We start from the raw sequence: 14,288 nt of genomic DNA, 5'->3' as shown, positions 1-14,288 counted from the left end.
ACAGGGTTGCAAAGGTAACAAACTTTCTCCCTCCCACAAGAACTATTTCCAAATAATTCTAAACCTTTTCTTTTCACCCTTCAAACATTTTCCCTTCCTCCGAAGCGGGTTGCAAAAGTAGAAAAAAATCTGATTGACACCAAACTATTTGTAGTGTTTATAGCAAAATCAACGTAAGTGTATGATTTACACTAAGAAAAAAATCGTTGATGAGTTTTCGGAAAACTATTTTAATTGCATTTTAGTGGATTTTGGTTTGAGTCAGAAAGCCGAAGCCTCAGTATTTATCGCAAAAAAAGTGAAATAAACCCGACCTAAATGGAAAACCCGCAAGGTGAGGAACGAACCGAGGATTTGGAATGGAGGGCGGGACTACACTATAATAGTAGTACAGACCCTGCTTTTCTAAAAAATTTAATACTGGCCAGTACTCAATAAAACTAATGTACAGGCACGCAATGGCTCGATATTATGTTGATCTAATAATTTTTCTAACTCATAATTCTCGGTACCCGGATTAAAAATAACCCGTTTTGGTTTTGTATTTACAATATAATCGTGGTACTGAGCCTGCAAATCCGGGCCAATATATAAGGTTATGGTATCTATATCATCATGAATTTCACCTGGCTTTTCTATTTCAACACCTGCAACTTCGCCGCGTTTAATGCCAACGTTTACAATTTCATGATTGAAGCGCGTTAGCATATGTGCTGCTTTATATGCATAACGTGATGGATCTGGTGATGCACCGATAATAAGTGTCTTTTTCATAAATTAAAATTTTGATAATAGTGCAATTTGACCAGAGTGGTATGCATGGTGCTGAACTAAGCCATTTAAAAGTTCTGCATTTGAAACTCCGGTGCCCAGAGCTGGATTTCTCTTGTCGTTTGTGTCGTTATTCCAATCGCTATCTTTAAAACTTTCACATATCCGAATTAATTCTTCGTTAGCAATTTTAAAGTTGAAGATAATTTTTTCCCAGGCTTGAGGCGTTTTAACTTCCTGCAACGGCCAGTCGCCCATTGCAGGTTCATTAGCTAAATTACCACTTAATCTTGAAGATACTTCTTCAGTCCAACCTGTTAAATGCATGGCTATTTCGGCAATTGAATGCGCCCCAGGAATTAAATATTTAAACGCATTTTCAGGTTTTACATTATTCAATGTTTGCATAATATGATTTCCATGCCATGCATCGCCATTAAATGCTTTCTTGATTTCATTGGTTATATTAAACATGGAGAATTAACAAACGGTACACTATTATAGTTTTAAGATGCTGTTAAGATTGCATTTGCACAGTTTATTCCATCAATTGCCGCAGAAACGATTCCACCAGCATAACCTGCTCCTTCTGCACAAGGGTATAGGCCTTTAATTTGTGGATGCTGATAAGTTTCTTTATCTCTGGGTATGCGTATTGGTGAAGATGTTCTACTTTCAACGCCAACTAAAATAGCTTCATTTGTATAATAGCCTCTAATCTTGTTTCCGAATAATGGCAATGCTACTCTTAAACTATCTGAAACAAATCCTGGCAAAATATTATCGAGCATTACACTTTTAGTTCCTGGCAGATAGGAGTTTTTCGGCAAATCGATAGATAATTTATTGTTAACAAAATCCATCATGCGTTGGGCAGGCGCAACTAAATTGCCTCCGCCAGCTTCAAAGGCACGCTTTTCTATTTCTGATTGAAAATTTAACATCCGCAGAGGATCGTAACCCTGAACATCATTTAAAGTAACCTGAACAACTGTACCCGAATTGGCAAATGGATTATTTCTTTTAGATGGTGACCAACCATTTACGACGATTTCGTTTTCGCCTGTAGCGCAAGGCGCAATAATGCCACCTGGACACATACAAAAAGAGAATACACCACGGCTGCCAACCTGTTCCACCAAACTATAATAAGCCGGCGGTAAAAATTCGGAACGGGTATCGCAATGATATTGTGCAGCATCTATTATTTCTTGTGGATGCTCGATGCGAACGCCTAAAGCAAAGGGTTTCGCCTCGATAAGAATGTTTTTTCTATTGAGCAATTCATAAACATCTCTTGCGGAATGACCGGTTGCAAGAATTATATTATCCGCAAAAAGTTTATCTTCAAAATTAATTTCGATACCTTTTATTTTACCAAACTCAATTAAAATATCGGTCATTTGGCTATCGAACATGACTTCGCCACCAGCGTTTAATATAGTATCCTTTATAGAGGTTATAATATGAGGCAATTTATTAGTGCCGATGTGCGGGCGGGCATCGATAGCAATATCTGGCTCTGCACCATGATTTACAAAAACTTGTAGTACCTTATTAATATCACCCCGCTTATTGGAACGGGTATATAATTTCCCATCAGAATAAGTTCCCGCCCCACCTTCTCCATAGCAGTAATTTGATTCTGTATTTACAACTCCCTGCTTATTTATGGCGGCTAAATCGCGGCGACGTTGCTTAACATCTTTTCCTCTTTCTATAATAATTGGCTTTAAACCATTTTCTATGCATTGTAATGCGGCAAATAATCCGGCCGGGCCTGCACCAATAATTAGTACAGGTTTTGCATCACTGACATTTTGATAGTTTACGGTATGAATTTGAGGTATTGGTTCTTCATCAACAAATGCTTTTATTTGCAGGCGATAAATAACTTTTCGTGAGCGCGCATCGATAGAACGTTTTAGAATTTCGTAGTCTTTAATTCTACTTTCAGGCAGTTTTAGTACATCAGCTAATTTCTGATTAATAACTTCTGGCTGCTCGATCTGGTGCGGGAGCAGTGTAATTTCGACATCTTTGTGCATACAACTTGTCAGGTTTTTATCCCGAATTGTAACAAAGGTACAGAATTTGATATCTAATTAGTAAATTGACAATAATTCAATTTGACAAAATAAACAAAAACCATAAAAATGAAAAGATTAGTATTTGGAATTTTAGCTGCTGTAATTGCAGTTAGTACTTTAAGTTCATGCGGATACAATAGCATGGTTAAACTTGATGAGAATGTAAAATCGAAATGGGGAACCGTGCAAACCCAATATCAAAGAAGAGCGGATTTGATTCCAAACTTGGTTAGTACAGTTAAAGGTGCAGCTAAATTTGAGCAAGGAACTTTAACAGCTGTTGTTGAGGCACGTGCAAAAGCAACACAAATGACAGTTAAAGCTGATGAATTAACACCAGAAAACATTCAAAAATATCAGGCTGCTCAAGGTCAGTTAAGTCAGGCTTTAGGTAAATTATTATCCATTACCGAAGCTTATCCTGAATTACGGGCTACGCAACAGTTTAGCGATTTATCTGCACAATTGGAAAGTACAGAGAATAGGATTACTGTTGCACGTAAAGATTTTAATGATGCCGTACAGGAATATAATGGTAAAATCAGGTCTTTCCCTACAAACTTAACAGCAGGAATGTTTGGCTTTAAAGCAAAAGGTTATTTTGAAGCTGATGCAACAGCTAAAGACGCACCTAAAGTAGAGTTTTAATAGTCTAGAAATAACATTTAGGGGTAATATGTGTTTATTAAGTTGAACATTTATTACCCTTTTTAATTCATTTTAAGTTAAAGACATGTCGTTATTTTCAGATATTGAACAAGATAAAATAGCAAAGGCGATTGCTGATGCAGAAAAAGCTACTTCAGGAGAGATTAGAATTGCAGTTGATAAACATTGCGCCGGTGATGCTTATGAAAGAGCAATTGAGTATTTCTCTAAATTAGATATGGATAAAACTGCGCAACGAAACGGTGTATTAATTTATCTGGCTCATGCCGACCATAAGTTTGCCATAATTGGAGACTCTGGAATTAACAGGGTTGTACCAGAAAATTTTTGGGAAACATCAAAAGTTGCAATGAATGCACATTTTGCTAAAGGCAATTTAGCAGATGGAGTTATTGCAGGCGTAGCTTTGGCGGGAGAGAAATTAGCATTATTCTTCCCCTATCAATCGGGAGATATAAATGAGCTGCCAAATGATATTGTGTACATGGATAAACAAGACAATAAATAGATGATGAAAAAAATATTTCTTTTATCGCTTTTTAGCTTATTATTTTCGGTTGCTATTGCTCAAGATTTCCCTGCAAAACCTACAACATTAGTTAACGATTATTCAAATGTATTATCTGCTACACAAAAACAGGCATTAGAACAAAAGCTTGTGGCATTTGATGATTCTTCATCAACACAAATTGCAATAGCAATTGTAAAATCTGTGGGCGATTATGATATAAATGAATATGCGGTAGAGTTAGGCAGAAAATGGGGCGTTGGCCAAAGTGGCAAAAACAATGGTATTATGATTGTTGTAGCGGTTGGAGATAGAAAAATCTCCATCCAAACAGGTTATGGTGTCGAGGGTGCACTACCTGATATTTATGCTAAACGAATTATTGATAATGACATTAAACCCAATTTCAAAGCAGGGGATTATTATGCTGGTTTAGATGCAGGAATAACTTCTATTATTAAATATACTAAAGGCGAGTACAAAAATGATAAGCCTAGGGTTTCTTCTAAAAATGGAGGATCTGGTAGCGTAATTGTTATCATCATCATCATTATTGTGATTATAGTTATCATGCGCAAAGGTGGTGGCGGTGGAAATGGCGAAATTATTGGAAGCCGCGGTGCATCTAATGCTTTATTCTGGGCTATGCTTTTCGGAAGCGGCGGCGGTGGTCGTGGTGGAAGTGGCTTTGGAGGCGGAAGTAGTTGGGGCGGCGGAGGCTCATCAGGTGGAGGTGGATTTGGCGGATTTGGTGGCGGAAGTTTCGGCGGTGGAGGCTCAAGCGGAAGTTGGTAAACCAGGATTTAAAGATTTTAAGATATGGCAGGGTTGAGTCCATTAAGTAATAGTTAAATCTTTATTTGTTAATTGGTTTTTGATTATTGGTAAATTATCCAATATTAAAGTTCAAATGTATAGAAGAGACTTAATAACAGCAGAAATTCAGAAACTTGCCCAGGTTTTAGCCAGAATAATGGGTTTAAAACTTGAAAGTAAAGTTGAAGATGCAAATCAACTTTTTGAAGAAACAATGAGAGTAAACTTTTCTCTTCCTCTGGAAATTCTTGAGAATGAAGATGCCTCAAAATTCGAAATCTGGCTTAATGAAATTGATTTATCCTCAGAAAAGCTCGATTCATTGAGTGAATTTTTATATTATGAATTAGGCGTTAGTAATGAACGCAATACCATTATTGCTCCAAAGCTTAACTTGATTTATAATACACTTGCTGGTAAACATAAAATTGTTCATCTGGTTAATATGCATCGCCAAAAGATAATTCAGCAGTATTTAAATTAGCAGTTTACCTTTTGGCTTAAGAATTTAAAAACAATTATGATTGTAGAAAAGTGGCAGAAAATTGCCTCTAAATATCTCGTGAAAGAGAAATGGGCGACATTAAGGGTTGATGAAGTAAAACTACCAGACGGAATAATTAAAGATGATTATTATGTTTTAGAATATCCGAATTGGGTTAATGCTATTGCTTTAACCGAAGAAGGTAAAATAATTATGGTTCGTCAATATAGACATGCTGCAAATATTATTTCTTTAGAAGTTCCAGGTGGTGTAATTGATGGAGATGAAGAACCAGAATTTGCCATTAAACGAGAGCTTTTGGAAGAAACTGGTTACAGCTTTAAAACTTGTAAATTAGTTGCAGAACTTTATCCAAATCCTGCAACAGCGAATAATTTAACCTTTACATATGTTTTAACCGGCGGCGTTAAAACTCATGAACAACATTTAGATGAACACGAAATTCTGAATGTAGAGGAGTACACTATTGAAGAGGTTAAGCAATTTATTAAGGATAATAAAATTGCACAAGCTTTGCATGTTGCCGCTTTGCTGTATGGATTGGCAGAGTTGGAAAAGGGAGATTAAATCAACTCTTAATAAAAAAAGTACTGGCTCTATTATCTCGGGCTAGCAATAAGACAAAACAGGAAAAGTCTCAACAATTGAGACTTTTCCTGTTTTAAACTTTAAGCATAAAAGATAGGTTTTATCTTAAACCTTACACCTAATTTAGCTCATTTTTAATTTCTTTTGGATATCGTGTACGTAAGCTTTAAACTTTTTATCGGTATCAATTAAATCTTCTACTGTTTGGCAGGCGTAAATAACCGTACTGTGGTCGCGACCACCGAAGAAAGCACCTATTGTTTTTAATGATGATTTTGTATGACTTTTTGAAAGGTACATCGAAATCTGACGGGCTTGAACAATTTCACGTTTACGCGTTTGCGATTTAACCATGTCAACAGGAACTTCGAAATACTCACAAACCAATTTTTGAATGTATTCCATCGAAATCTCTTTTGAAGTATTTTTGATGAAATTTTTCAGCATCTGTTTTGCAAGATTTAAATCGATTTCCTTTTTGTTCAAAGTAGCCTGAGCCAATAAAGAAACCATTGCTCCTTCAAGTTCACGTACATTATTATCGATATTGTGTGCAACATACTCTACAACCTCTCCTGGCAATTCAATACCATCAGCATACATTTTCTTTCTCAAAATCGCAATACGAGTTTCTAAATCCGGAATTTGTAAGTCTGCAGAAAGCCCCCATTTAAAGCGACTTAACAAACGTTCTTCTAAACCGGCTAAATCTTTCGGTGCTTTATCAGACGTTAAAATAACTTGCTTTCCAGATTGATGTAAATGATTAAAAATATGGAAGAAAATATCTTGCGTTTTTTCTTTACCTGCAAAGTTGTGCACATCATCCATAATGATAACGTCCATTGCCTGATAAAAATTAACAAAATCGTTAATTGTATTATTTTTTAATGAATCAACAAACTGTTGGCAGAATTTCTCACAACTAACATAAATAACCAGTTTATCTGGCATGCTACGTTTTATCTCATTGCCAATTGCTTGAGCCAAATGAGTTTTTCCTAAGCCTACTCCACCATAAATCATTAATGGATTAAACGATGTACCACCTGGTTTAGCTGCGACAGCATAACCAGCAGAACGAGCTAGTCGGTTGCAATCTCCTTCAATATAATTTTCGAAAGTATAGTTAGAGTTTAGCTGAGGATCGACGTTTAATTTTTTTAATCCGGGGATAATAAAAGGGTTTTTAATGTCTTTATTAATCGATACCGGAATAGGCATAGATTGAATTTTTGCCTCTGCTCCGTTTCCGTTCGATGGCATATTTGTAGTGTAAGGACTTCCGCTGTTTGATGATTTATCTACAACGATGTTATATTCTAACCGGCCATCCTCTCCGAGTTGTTTTTTAACAGTTTTACGTAGTAAGCCTACATAGTGTTCTTCAAGCCATTCGTAAAAGAACAAACTCGGTACTTGAATGGTTAAAACCTTACCTTCTAATTTAAGGGCTGTTATTGGCTCGAACCAGGTTTTAAAACTTTGGTTCGGGATGTTATCCTTAATAATTTGAAGACAGTTCTTCCACACTTCTGTACAAGTTTTTTCCATTGCGATTTCTATAATTTATTGGTTTACAGTGCCGATTCGGATTTACGGGATGGTTCGTTTCGGGACTACGAATATTGATAAAATTATCAACATTTGAAACAAAAATTTCAATTATTTTGTAACGTATTCATAAGCAGTAACCTATAGCACTTAACCTGAATTTTTAGTGTGGATAACTATTTCTTAACATTTGTTTACCATAAAAAATTCGATTTATTGCTCTTTTAGCCCTTTATTTCAAATCAGTGGTAGAGGAGCAAATTCCAAGCCATATTAATTTTAGCCGCACTGTTTGCTGTAGTTTTATTTGTTTAATATGGAATCAACTGAAATTAAAGCTTTTACCTTAAAACAAATAAAAAGCCAAGGCCTTCATTCTTTTTTACAAGTAAAAATTGTAGTTCTATTTTATCTTTATGGGTATTTTAATATCAGTGCAATAGCGATCAGTATTCTCCAAAGGTATTTCTCAAAACATCAGCAATTTCGCCAAGCGTAGCATATTTTTCAACGGCATCAATGATAAGAGGCATAAGATTAACGTCTTTTTTAGCAGCTTCGCCAATTGAATTTAATGCTTGTTTTACAGCATTATTATCTCTTTCGGATTTTAATTTATCGAGCTTTTGAGTTTGCAGCTTTCGGATGGAATCATCAATAATAAAAACTTCCGTAATGCCTTTTTCTTTTTGAGTAAATTTATTTACACCAACAGATACCCTGCTCCCATCTTCTATTTCATTCTGGTATTGGTAAGCAGAAGCAGCAATTTCTTGTTGCATATAATCACTTTCGATAGCATATACTGATCCACCCATAGCATCAATTTTATCAATATAAAGCCATGCAGCTGCCTCAACTTCATCGGTAAGACTTTCAACAAAAAACGAACCCGCCAAAGGATCAACGGTATCGGTAACACCACTTTCAAACCCGATAATTTGCTGGGTACGCAATGCGATTTTTGCTGCTGCTTCTGTTGGTAACGAAAGCGCTTCATCATAGCCATTTGTATGCAAGGATTGAGTTCCGCCTAAAACGGCAGCCATAGCTTGATTGGTTACTCTGATAACATTATTTAAAGGCTGTTGGGCAGTTAATGTTGAGCCGCCTGTTTGTGTATGAAAACGAAGCATTTGTGCCTTATCGTCAGTAGCGCCCAATTCTTTTGTAATTTTTGCCCACATCCTTCTTGCCGCCCTGAATTTTGCAATTTCTTCAAAAAAATTATTATGACAATTGAAGAAAAATGATAACCGTTTTGCAAAAATATTAATGTCTAATCCCTTATCAATCGCTGCTTTAAGGTAAGTTTTTCCATTGGCTAAAGTAAAAGCTAATTCTTGAACGGCAGTAGAACCTGCTTCTCGAATATGGTAACCAGAAATGGATATGGTATTCCATTTAGGAACTTCTTTACTACAAAACTCAAAAATATCTGTAATCAATCGCATAGATTGTTTAGGCGGATAAATATAAGTTCCTCTTGCGGCATATTCTTTCAATATGTCATTCTGTATCGTTCCAGAAATTTGTTTTAAATCGGCACCTTGCTTTTTTGCCAAAGCCATATACATTGCCAAAAGAATAGTTGCAGTTGCATTAATTGTCATTGAAGTGGTGATGTTTTTTAGTTCAATTCCATCGAACAAAATTTCAATATCTTTTAAAGAATCAATCGCCACACCAACTTTTCCAACTTCTCCATCAGCCATTTCGTGATCAGAATCATATCCTATCTGTGTTGGTAAATCAAAAGCAACTGACAAACCTGTTGTACCCTGACTTAATAAGTAATGATAACGTTTATTAGATTCTTCTGCGGTAGAAAAGCCTGCATACTGCCTCATAGTCCACAATCGCCCGCGGTACATATCCTTTTGAATTCCTCTAGTAAAAGGAAATTCTCCTGGCTTTTCTTCCATCGGCTTTGCCACATAATAAAGTTCTTTTATTTCTATGCCTGATGTTGTGGTATGCTTTTTATCGCTCATATTTTGTTAGTTAATTAGTCATTGGTTCATTTCCTAAGTAATATATAGATTAATTGCAGAAACTGATTAACCCTTACATTATCCCACAATTAAAACACTAAAATGATTAACCACCTTCACAATTTACCTATTAAAATAATAGGCTTATATCTTTTTTAATTAACTCAATAGTTAAATCATAAGGATTTTCATCAATACTTGCCATGTGCTGTAAAATTGCCTTGCTCAATTCAATTCCGTTTGCATCTACAGGTAAACCTTGTACAGCATTATTAATCATTGCAATGGTATCATCCTTTAGTTTGCGAACCACATTCCAGGCAATACTATTAACATAAAGCTGCTGTGTTATGTTATGTTGGTATTCTGAACGTATTTCATTTAAAATTCCCGCCTGCAATACAGCAATTCCAATTCCTTGCTGATGAAGGCGAACCAACAAATTAGCAGGATTAATTCTATCAATAAATATAATCAAACGCTCGTGTGCCTGTAATCGTAAAGGTAAAATATGCGCCCTGCTTTCTTTATTTAATTCAATAGTTTTCAAATTAAAAAACCGTTGGATATCATTCTTTAAAACGAAATAGATTGCGATTAAAGCTATAAAAATTCCACCTGCAAGAATTAAAGTATCTGTAATAATTTGTTGTATGTTCATCTGTATTGTTTAACTACGGTAATATTAAAACCCGATAAAAGCAAAAATGTGCATTATTATTTATATTTGTAACAGATAAAATTTAAATAACATGAGCACAACAGTTGATACATCATTTGCACCGGTTACTTTTTCTGAAGGTGCAGCAAAAGAGTTATATAAATTAAAAGATCAGCAAGAAATTGGCGATGATTATGGTTTACGTGTAGGTGTTGAAGGTGGCGGTTGCGCAGGCATGAACTATATTTTGGGTTTTGATCAAAGAAAAGAAGGCGATCAGGAATACTTTATTGATGGCATTAAAGTTTTTATGAATAAAGCGCATCAAATGTATTTAATGGGTATGATGATTGATTGGCAAGATGGTTTAAACTCTCGCGGCTTTACCTTTGTTAACCCCAATGCAACAAGTACTTGTGGGTGCGGAACAAGTTTTTCGGCATAAAGAAAATATTATTGTAACATATTGTAATGTCCCCTTGTCTAAACATGGGGACTTTTTTATTTTTAGTACAGTTTGTCCGGAACAAATCCTATCGCAATTACGCTTATAACTAAATGAATTACAGAGAAAATATCAGGCTGGCATTACAATCTATCAAAAGCAATCGCTTACGTACTATGCTTACAGCTCTAATTATCGCTATTGGTTTAAGTGCACTGGTTGGTATTTTAACCACGCTAGATGCTGTAAAAACTAGTATGACTCAAGCCTTTAGTAGCATGGGTGCCAATTCATTCACCATTCGTAATCGTGGTACGGGAATAAGAATCGGCGGACAAGGAAAAAGACCAAAACCATTTAAAGCTATCCGTTACGAAGATGCAGTAAAATTTAAAGATAGTTTAAACACACCTGCAACGGTTGCAGTTAGTGTTTTTGCAAGTGGTGGATCTACGGTAAAAAACGGAAGTTTAAAAACAAACCCGAATATTAATGTTCAGGGAATTGATGAAAACGGATTGAATTCTCAAGGATTAAGTTTATCAGAAGGGCGAAATTTCAGTATTTCTGAAGTTCAGCTTGGAAGTAACGTTTGCATTGTGGGAAGCGAAATCGTTGATAAACTATTTAAAAATGCTGATCCGATGGATAAGCTTATTAACGTTGGGAACAACAGATTTAAGATTGTTGGCGTTTTGGCAACTAAAGGTTCGAGTATGGGTTTTAGTGGAGATAGAGCAGTTTATGTTCCGCTTTTGAAAGCGAAGCAGATTAATTCCAATGCAAATCCATCATACACAATTACAGTAATGGTTCCTACGAATGATATGCAGGAAAATATTATCGGAGAATCTACATCTTTGTTCAGAAACATAAGGAAGGTTAAAATTAACGAAACCAATAATTTTGAAATAACCAAAAGTGACGCAGTAGCACAAACACTTTTTGAGAATTTAGCTTTCGTAGCAATTGGAGGTGTAGCAATTGGTATAATAACACTTATTGGAGCATCAATCGGCTTAATGAATATCATGCTTGTATCTGTAACAGAAAGAACGAGAGAAATTGGAATTAGAAAGGCTATTGGAGCAAATCCAAAAGTTATTCGTCGGCAGTTTTTAATTGAGGCCGTAGTAATTTGTTTAATGGGTGGCAGTTTGGGTATCTTTCTTGGAATTGTTATAGGAAATTTAATATCGCTTGCTATGGGCGGCTCTTTTATAATTCCATGGCTGTTTATATTTGGCGGTTTTGTTATTTGCGTTGGAGTAGGTATTCTTTCAGGTTATTATCCTGCAAAAAAAGCCTCGAAATTAGATCCAGTAGAAGCGTTGAGATATGAATAAATATTAGAGCAACACATTATTCAACTGATGGACGCTTAAAAGTGTTTGCATAGACGCTGTATTTAAACTTTCTTCTAAAGCAGCTGCGTGTTTAAGGTGATGCATGTCGCTACCGATAAAATCAACCAGATGATTTTTAACCATTTGTTCTGCCGCTTTCTTTGCACCTGAACCGTAATATCCTGCCAAAGCAATAGAATTTAACTGCAGTAAACAACCATTTTCTTTTATTTGGTGATAGGTTTCTTTATCTCCATAATAATAAGGATACCTTTCGGGATGAGCTAAAACAGGCTTATATCCTGCATTTTGAATGGTTTTGATAAAATCAAAAAGATTTTGCGGTTCATTAATATAAGAAAGTTCGAATAAAAGATAATTTTTACCAAAAGTTAAAACTTCTTTTTGCTTAATTTTTCGCTCGAATGTTTCATCTAAATAATATTCAGCGGCTGCCTCAACTTCTAAATCCAATTGAATTTCATGTAATCCTTTTCTCAAAATATCAAGTCCACGATTAATTGTATCAGGTGTATTTCTGAAGTAATCTGCCATGATATGCGGTGTTGCAATAAGTTTTTTAAATCCGAGTGCTTTAAATTTTTTGGCAAGCAATAAGGAATCGTTAAGGGTTTGAGCACCATCATCTATACCCGGAATGATGTGCGAATGCATATCTGTTCTAATATTTGAAAAATTAAATTCAGGTATTATTCTTTTCTTCTTAAAAAATCCGAACATTATAATTTTAACGGTATTTAATTTAAACTTCTTTGGGCAAATCTGCTGCTTCAGCAGCACCTGCTAATTTAGAAGAATAAATTTTAGCTAGCAATTGATTTATATTTTCGCTTAAATCAAATTGGAGATCTTCGTGAAGTTTTTTAAACTTGTTTAAAGTTATCGTTACCGTTTTTATGTAAAAAGTTGCAAACAGAAAACCAAAATCTTTGTAGCCAAAAATTGATCTTTTATAATCGACAGGAATTTTATTTAAAATGTAGACTTTAAGTTCTACCTCACCAAATGTATCTTTTGTTACTTTATAAAAGTGATTAACACCAGTTATCATTTTTCTAACTTTAACAAGCGCCTCTTTTACACTAAGTTTTTTGAGTTCGGAAATTTGACTTTCTATATCCGATTTTATCTGCTCTTTACGGGATTCAAGGTCGCTCTCATCTTCAAGCAATTTATAATGAAGATGCTCAGTTAAAACCTTATCCTTTGCAATTAAGCGTAGCAACAACTTATCTTTTTCTTTAACAGGTAGCTCTGTTATGGCCGTTTTTAAGTTTTTATGCTCTGCAAGCTTCATTTAAAAAGGGTTGGCTTTAATGTATTTTTCCCATTCCCAGGCAGAGCGCATCATTTCATTAATATCAAGTTCTGTTTGCCAATCCAATAAATTTTTAGATTTAGTTACATCCCCATAAATTTTCTCAATATCACCTTCCCTTCTTGGACCGATTTGATAATTTAACTTTTCACCGGTTGAGCTTTCAAAAGCCTTAATAATTTCTAAAACAGAAGATCCTTTTCCTGTACCGATATTGAAAACTTCATAATTGGTTTCTGATTTTTTGGCTTCCATTCTTTTTATAGCTGCAACATGAGCTTTTGCCAAGTCTACAACATGGATATAATCACGAATTGCACTGCCATCAGGTGTATCGTAATTATCACCATAAACAGTAATCGGTCCACGTTTACCAATTGCAGATTGAGTAATAAAAGGCACCAAATTTGCGGGAACACCAATCGGTAATTCGCCAATTAAGGCTGTTTCATGTGCACCAACCGGGTTAAAATAACGCAAAGCAATAACATTCAAATCTGGAGTTACAGCAGCAGTTTCTACCAAAATTTCTTCCGCAATCTGCTTTGTATTTCCGTAAGGAGATTCTGCCTGCTTAACTTTTTCATCTTCTGTAACTGGTAAATTATCTGGCTGACCATATACCGTACAAGAGGAAGAAAACACAAAATTGATTTTTCTATTGAAAGCTTCTAACAGATTAATAAGACTAAAGAAATTGTTTTTATAGTACTTTAAAGGCTTTTGAACGGATTCTCCAACAGCTTTAAAAGCTGCGAAGTGAATGATACCTGTAATATCATTATTATTCGCAGCAAAATCATTTACTTTTTGAACGTCACATAAATCGAATTGGTGAAACTCTGGTTTTACACCAATGATCGCTTCAATCTGATCTAAAATTTTAATACTAGAGTTTGATAAATCATCAATAATTACAACTTCATAACCTGTGTTATGCAATTCAACAACAGTATGAGAACCTATGTATCCGGTACCTCCGGTAACTAAAATTTTAGACAT

General features: G+C 35.1%; 16 protein-coding genes. 7 read left to right on the top strand and 9 right to left on the bottom strand.

Going from position 1 to position 14,288, the window contains the following annotated elements; translation table 11 throughout:
* Positions 1-414: 414 nt before the first annotated feature.
* From IEV50_RS17825 to IEV50_RS17815, 3 genes are read right to left on the bottom strand one after another with little or no spacing between them, the layout of a single operon-like run.
* Positions 415-774, bottom strand: coding sequence for a CoA-binding protein (locus tag IEV50_RS17825; RefSeq protein WP_188416959.1), 360 nt, complete (start codon positions 772-774; stop codon positions 415-417).
* Positions 775-777: 3 nt separating this feature from the next.
* Positions 778-1,245, bottom strand: coding sequence for a DinB family protein (locus IEV50_RS17820; protein WP_188416958.1), 468 nt, complete (start codon positions 1,243-1,245; stop codon positions 778-780).
* A 32-nt stretch (positions 1,246-1,277) separates the two neighbouring features.
* The gene (locus IEV50_RS17815; protein WP_188416956.1) at positions 1,278-2,819 is read right to left on the bottom strand and encodes an NAD(P)/FAD-dependent oxidoreductase; all 1,542 of its coding nucleotides are present in this window, start codon (positions 2,817-2,819) and stop codon (positions 1,278-1,280) included.
* A gap of 108 nt (positions 2,820-2,927) precedes the next feature.
* Between IEV50_RS17815 and IEV50_RS17810 the strand changes: the two genes are divergently transcribed.
* From IEV50_RS17810 to IEV50_RS17790, 5 genes are all read left to right on the top strand, one after another.
* Complete coding sequence (locus IEV50_RS17810) at positions 2,928-3,509, top strand: LemA family protein (protein ID WP_188416955.1); 582 nt, start codon at positions 2,928-2,930, stop codon at positions 3,507-3,509.
* A gap of 85 nt (positions 3,510-3,594) precedes the next feature.
* Entirely contained in the window at positions 3,595-4,038 is a 444-nt protein-coding gene (locus IEV50_RS17805) for a TPM domain-containing protein (protein ID WP_188416953.1), read from the top strand.
* A 3-nt stretch (positions 4,039-4,041) separates the two neighbouring features.
* A complete protein-coding gene (locus IEV50_RS17800; protein WP_188416963.1) occupies positions 4,042-4,833 on the top strand; it encodes a TPM domain-containing protein in 792 nt (263 codons plus the stop codon).
* Between the two features lie 115 nt (positions 4,834-4,948).
* Positions 4,949-5,338, top strand: coding sequence for a hypothetical protein (locus IEV50_RS17795; protein ID WP_188416946.1), 390 nt, complete (start codon positions 4,949-4,951; stop codon positions 5,336-5,338).
* Between the two features lie 36 nt (positions 5,339-5,374).
* Positions 5,375-5,926 carry an NUDIX hydrolase gene (locus IEV50_RS17790; protein WP_188416944.1) on the top strand — a complete coding sequence of 184 codons (552 nt, stop codon included), beginning with the start codon at positions 5,375-5,377 and terminating at the stop codon, positions 5,924-5,926.
* A gap of 144 nt (positions 5,927-6,070) precedes the next feature.
* Here IEV50_RS17790 and dnaA read toward each other — a convergent pair whose 3' ends face one another.
* From dnaA to IEV50_RS17775, 3 genes are all read right to left on the bottom strand, one after another.
* Positions 6,071-7,501 carry a chromosomal replication initiator protein DnaA gene (dnaA, locus tag IEV50_RS17785; protein WP_188416942.1) on the bottom strand — a complete coding sequence of 477 codons (1,431 nt, stop codon included), beginning with the start codon at positions 7,499-7,501 and terminating at the stop codon, positions 6,071-6,073.
* 446 nt (positions 7,502-7,947) lie between these two features.
* The gene (locus IEV50_RS17780) at positions 7,948-9,495 is read right to left on the bottom strand and encodes an acyl-CoA mutase large subunit family protein (RefSeq protein WP_188416940.1); all 1,548 of its coding nucleotides are present in this window, start codon (positions 9,493-9,495) and stop codon (positions 7,948-7,950) included.
* 130 nt (positions 9,496-9,625) lie between these two features.
* Positions 9,626-10,156, bottom strand: coding sequence for a DUF7935 family protein (locus tag IEV50_RS17775; protein WP_188416938.1), 531 nt, complete (start codon positions 10,154-10,156; stop codon positions 9,626-9,628).
* A gap of 91 nt (positions 10,157-10,247) precedes the next feature.
* Here IEV50_RS17775 and IEV50_RS17770 point away from each other — a divergent pair, with 91 nt between their 5' ends.
* Together IEV50_RS17770 and IEV50_RS17765 are read left to right on the top strand one after the other, a co-directional pair.
* Positions 10,248-10,601, top strand: a complete 354-nt coding sequence (locus IEV50_RS17770) for a HesB/IscA family protein (protein WP_188416936.1) — start codon at positions 10,248-10,250, stop codon at positions 10,599-10,601.
* A gap of 113 nt (positions 10,602-10,714) precedes the next feature.
* Positions 10,715-11,947 (top strand): ABC transporter permease, encoded by a 1,233-nt coding sequence (locus IEV50_RS17765; RefSeq protein ID WP_188416935.1) that lies wholly within the window; start codon positions 10,715-10,717, stop codon positions 11,945-11,947.
* Between the two features lie 3 nt (positions 11,948-11,950).
* Here the strand turns inward: IEV50_RS17765 and IEV50_RS17760 are convergent, their stop codons facing one another.
* The 3 genes from IEV50_RS17760 to galE are packed head-to-tail and all read right to left on the bottom strand — an operon-like array spanning position 11,951 to position 14,288.
* Positions 11,951-12,688, bottom strand: coding sequence for a tyrosine-protein phosphatase (locus tag IEV50_RS17760; protein WP_188416934.1), 738 nt, complete (start codon positions 12,686-12,688; stop codon positions 11,951-11,953).
* Between the two features lie 22 nt (positions 12,689-12,710).
* Complete coding sequence (locus IEV50_RS17755) at positions 12,711-13,265, bottom strand: hypothetical protein (protein WP_188416933.1); 555 nt, start codon at positions 13,263-13,265, stop codon at positions 12,711-12,713.
* The gene (galE, locus tag IEV50_RS17750) at positions 13,266-14,288 is read right to left on the bottom strand and encodes a UDP-glucose 4-epimerase GalE (RefSeq protein WP_188416932.1); all 1,023 of its coding nucleotides are present in this window, start codon (positions 14,286-14,288) and stop codon (positions 13,266-13,268) included. It lies immediately after the preceding gene.

Origin of the sequence: Pedobacter mendelii (assembly GCF_014635725.1) — a bacterium.
Lineage (GTDB): Bacteria > Bacteroidota > Bacteroidia > Sphingobacteriales > Sphingobacteriaceae > Pedobacter > Pedobacter mendelii.
This window is presented reverse-complemented; position numbering and strand designations above follow the sequence as displayed.

Coding starts and splice junctions, on each gene's coding strand:
- IEV50_RS17825 (WP_188416959.1), bottom strand. CDS start 774: ATGAAAAAGACACTTATTATCGGTGCATCACCAGATCCATCACGTTAT.
- IEV50_RS17820 (WP_188416958.1), bottom strand. CDS start 1,245: ATGTTTAATATAACCAATGAAATCAAGAAAGCATTTAATGGCGATGCA.
- IEV50_RS17815 (WP_188416956.1), bottom strand. CDS start 2,819: ATGCACAAAGATGTCGAAATTACACTGCTCCCGCACCAGATCGAGCAG.
- IEV50_RS17810 (WP_188416955.1), top strand. CDS start 2,928: ATGAAAAGATTAGTATTTGGAATTTTAGCTGCTGTAATTGCAGTTAGT.
- IEV50_RS17805 (WP_188416953.1), top strand. CDS start 3,595: ATGTCGTTATTTTCAGATATTGAACAAGATAAAATAGCAAAGGCGATT.
- IEV50_RS17800 (WP_188416963.1), top strand. CDS start 4,042: ATGAAAAAAATATTTCTTTTATCGCTTTTTAGCTTATTATTTTCGGTT.
- IEV50_RS17795 (WP_188416946.1), top strand. CDS start 4,949: ATGTATAGAAGAGACTTAATAACAGCAGAAATTCAGAAACTTGCCCAG.
- IEV50_RS17790 (WP_188416944.1), top strand. CDS start 5,375: ATGATTGTAGAAAAGTGGCAGAAAATTGCCTCTAAATATCTCGTGAAA.
- dnaA (WP_188416942.1), bottom strand. CDS start 7,501: ATGGAAAAAACTTGTACAGAAGTGTGGAAGAACTGTCTTCAAATTATT.
- IEV50_RS17780 (WP_188416940.1), bottom strand. CDS start 9,495: ATGAGCGATAAAAAGCATACCACAACATCAGGCATAGAAATAAAAGAA.
- IEV50_RS17775 (WP_188416938.1), bottom strand. CDS start 10,156: ATGAACATACAACAAATTATTACAGATACTTTAATTCTTGCAGGTGGA.
- IEV50_RS17770 (WP_188416936.1), top strand. CDS start 10,248: ATGAGCACAACAGTTGATACATCATTTGCACCGGTTACTTTTTCTGAA.
- IEV50_RS17765 (WP_188416935.1), top strand. CDS start 10,715: ATGAATTACAGAGAAAATATCAGGCTGGCATTACAATCTATCAAAAGC.
- IEV50_RS17760 (WP_188416934.1), bottom strand. CDS start 12,688: ATGTTCGGATTTTTTAAGAAGAAAAGAATAATACCTGAATTTAATTTT.
- IEV50_RS17755 (WP_188416933.1), bottom strand. CDS start 13,265: ATGAAGCTTGCAGAGCATAAAAACTTAAAAACGGCCATAACAGAGCTA.
- galE (WP_188416932.1), bottom strand. CDS start 14,288: ATGTCTAAAATTTTAGTTACCGGAGGTACCGGATACATAGGTTCTCAT.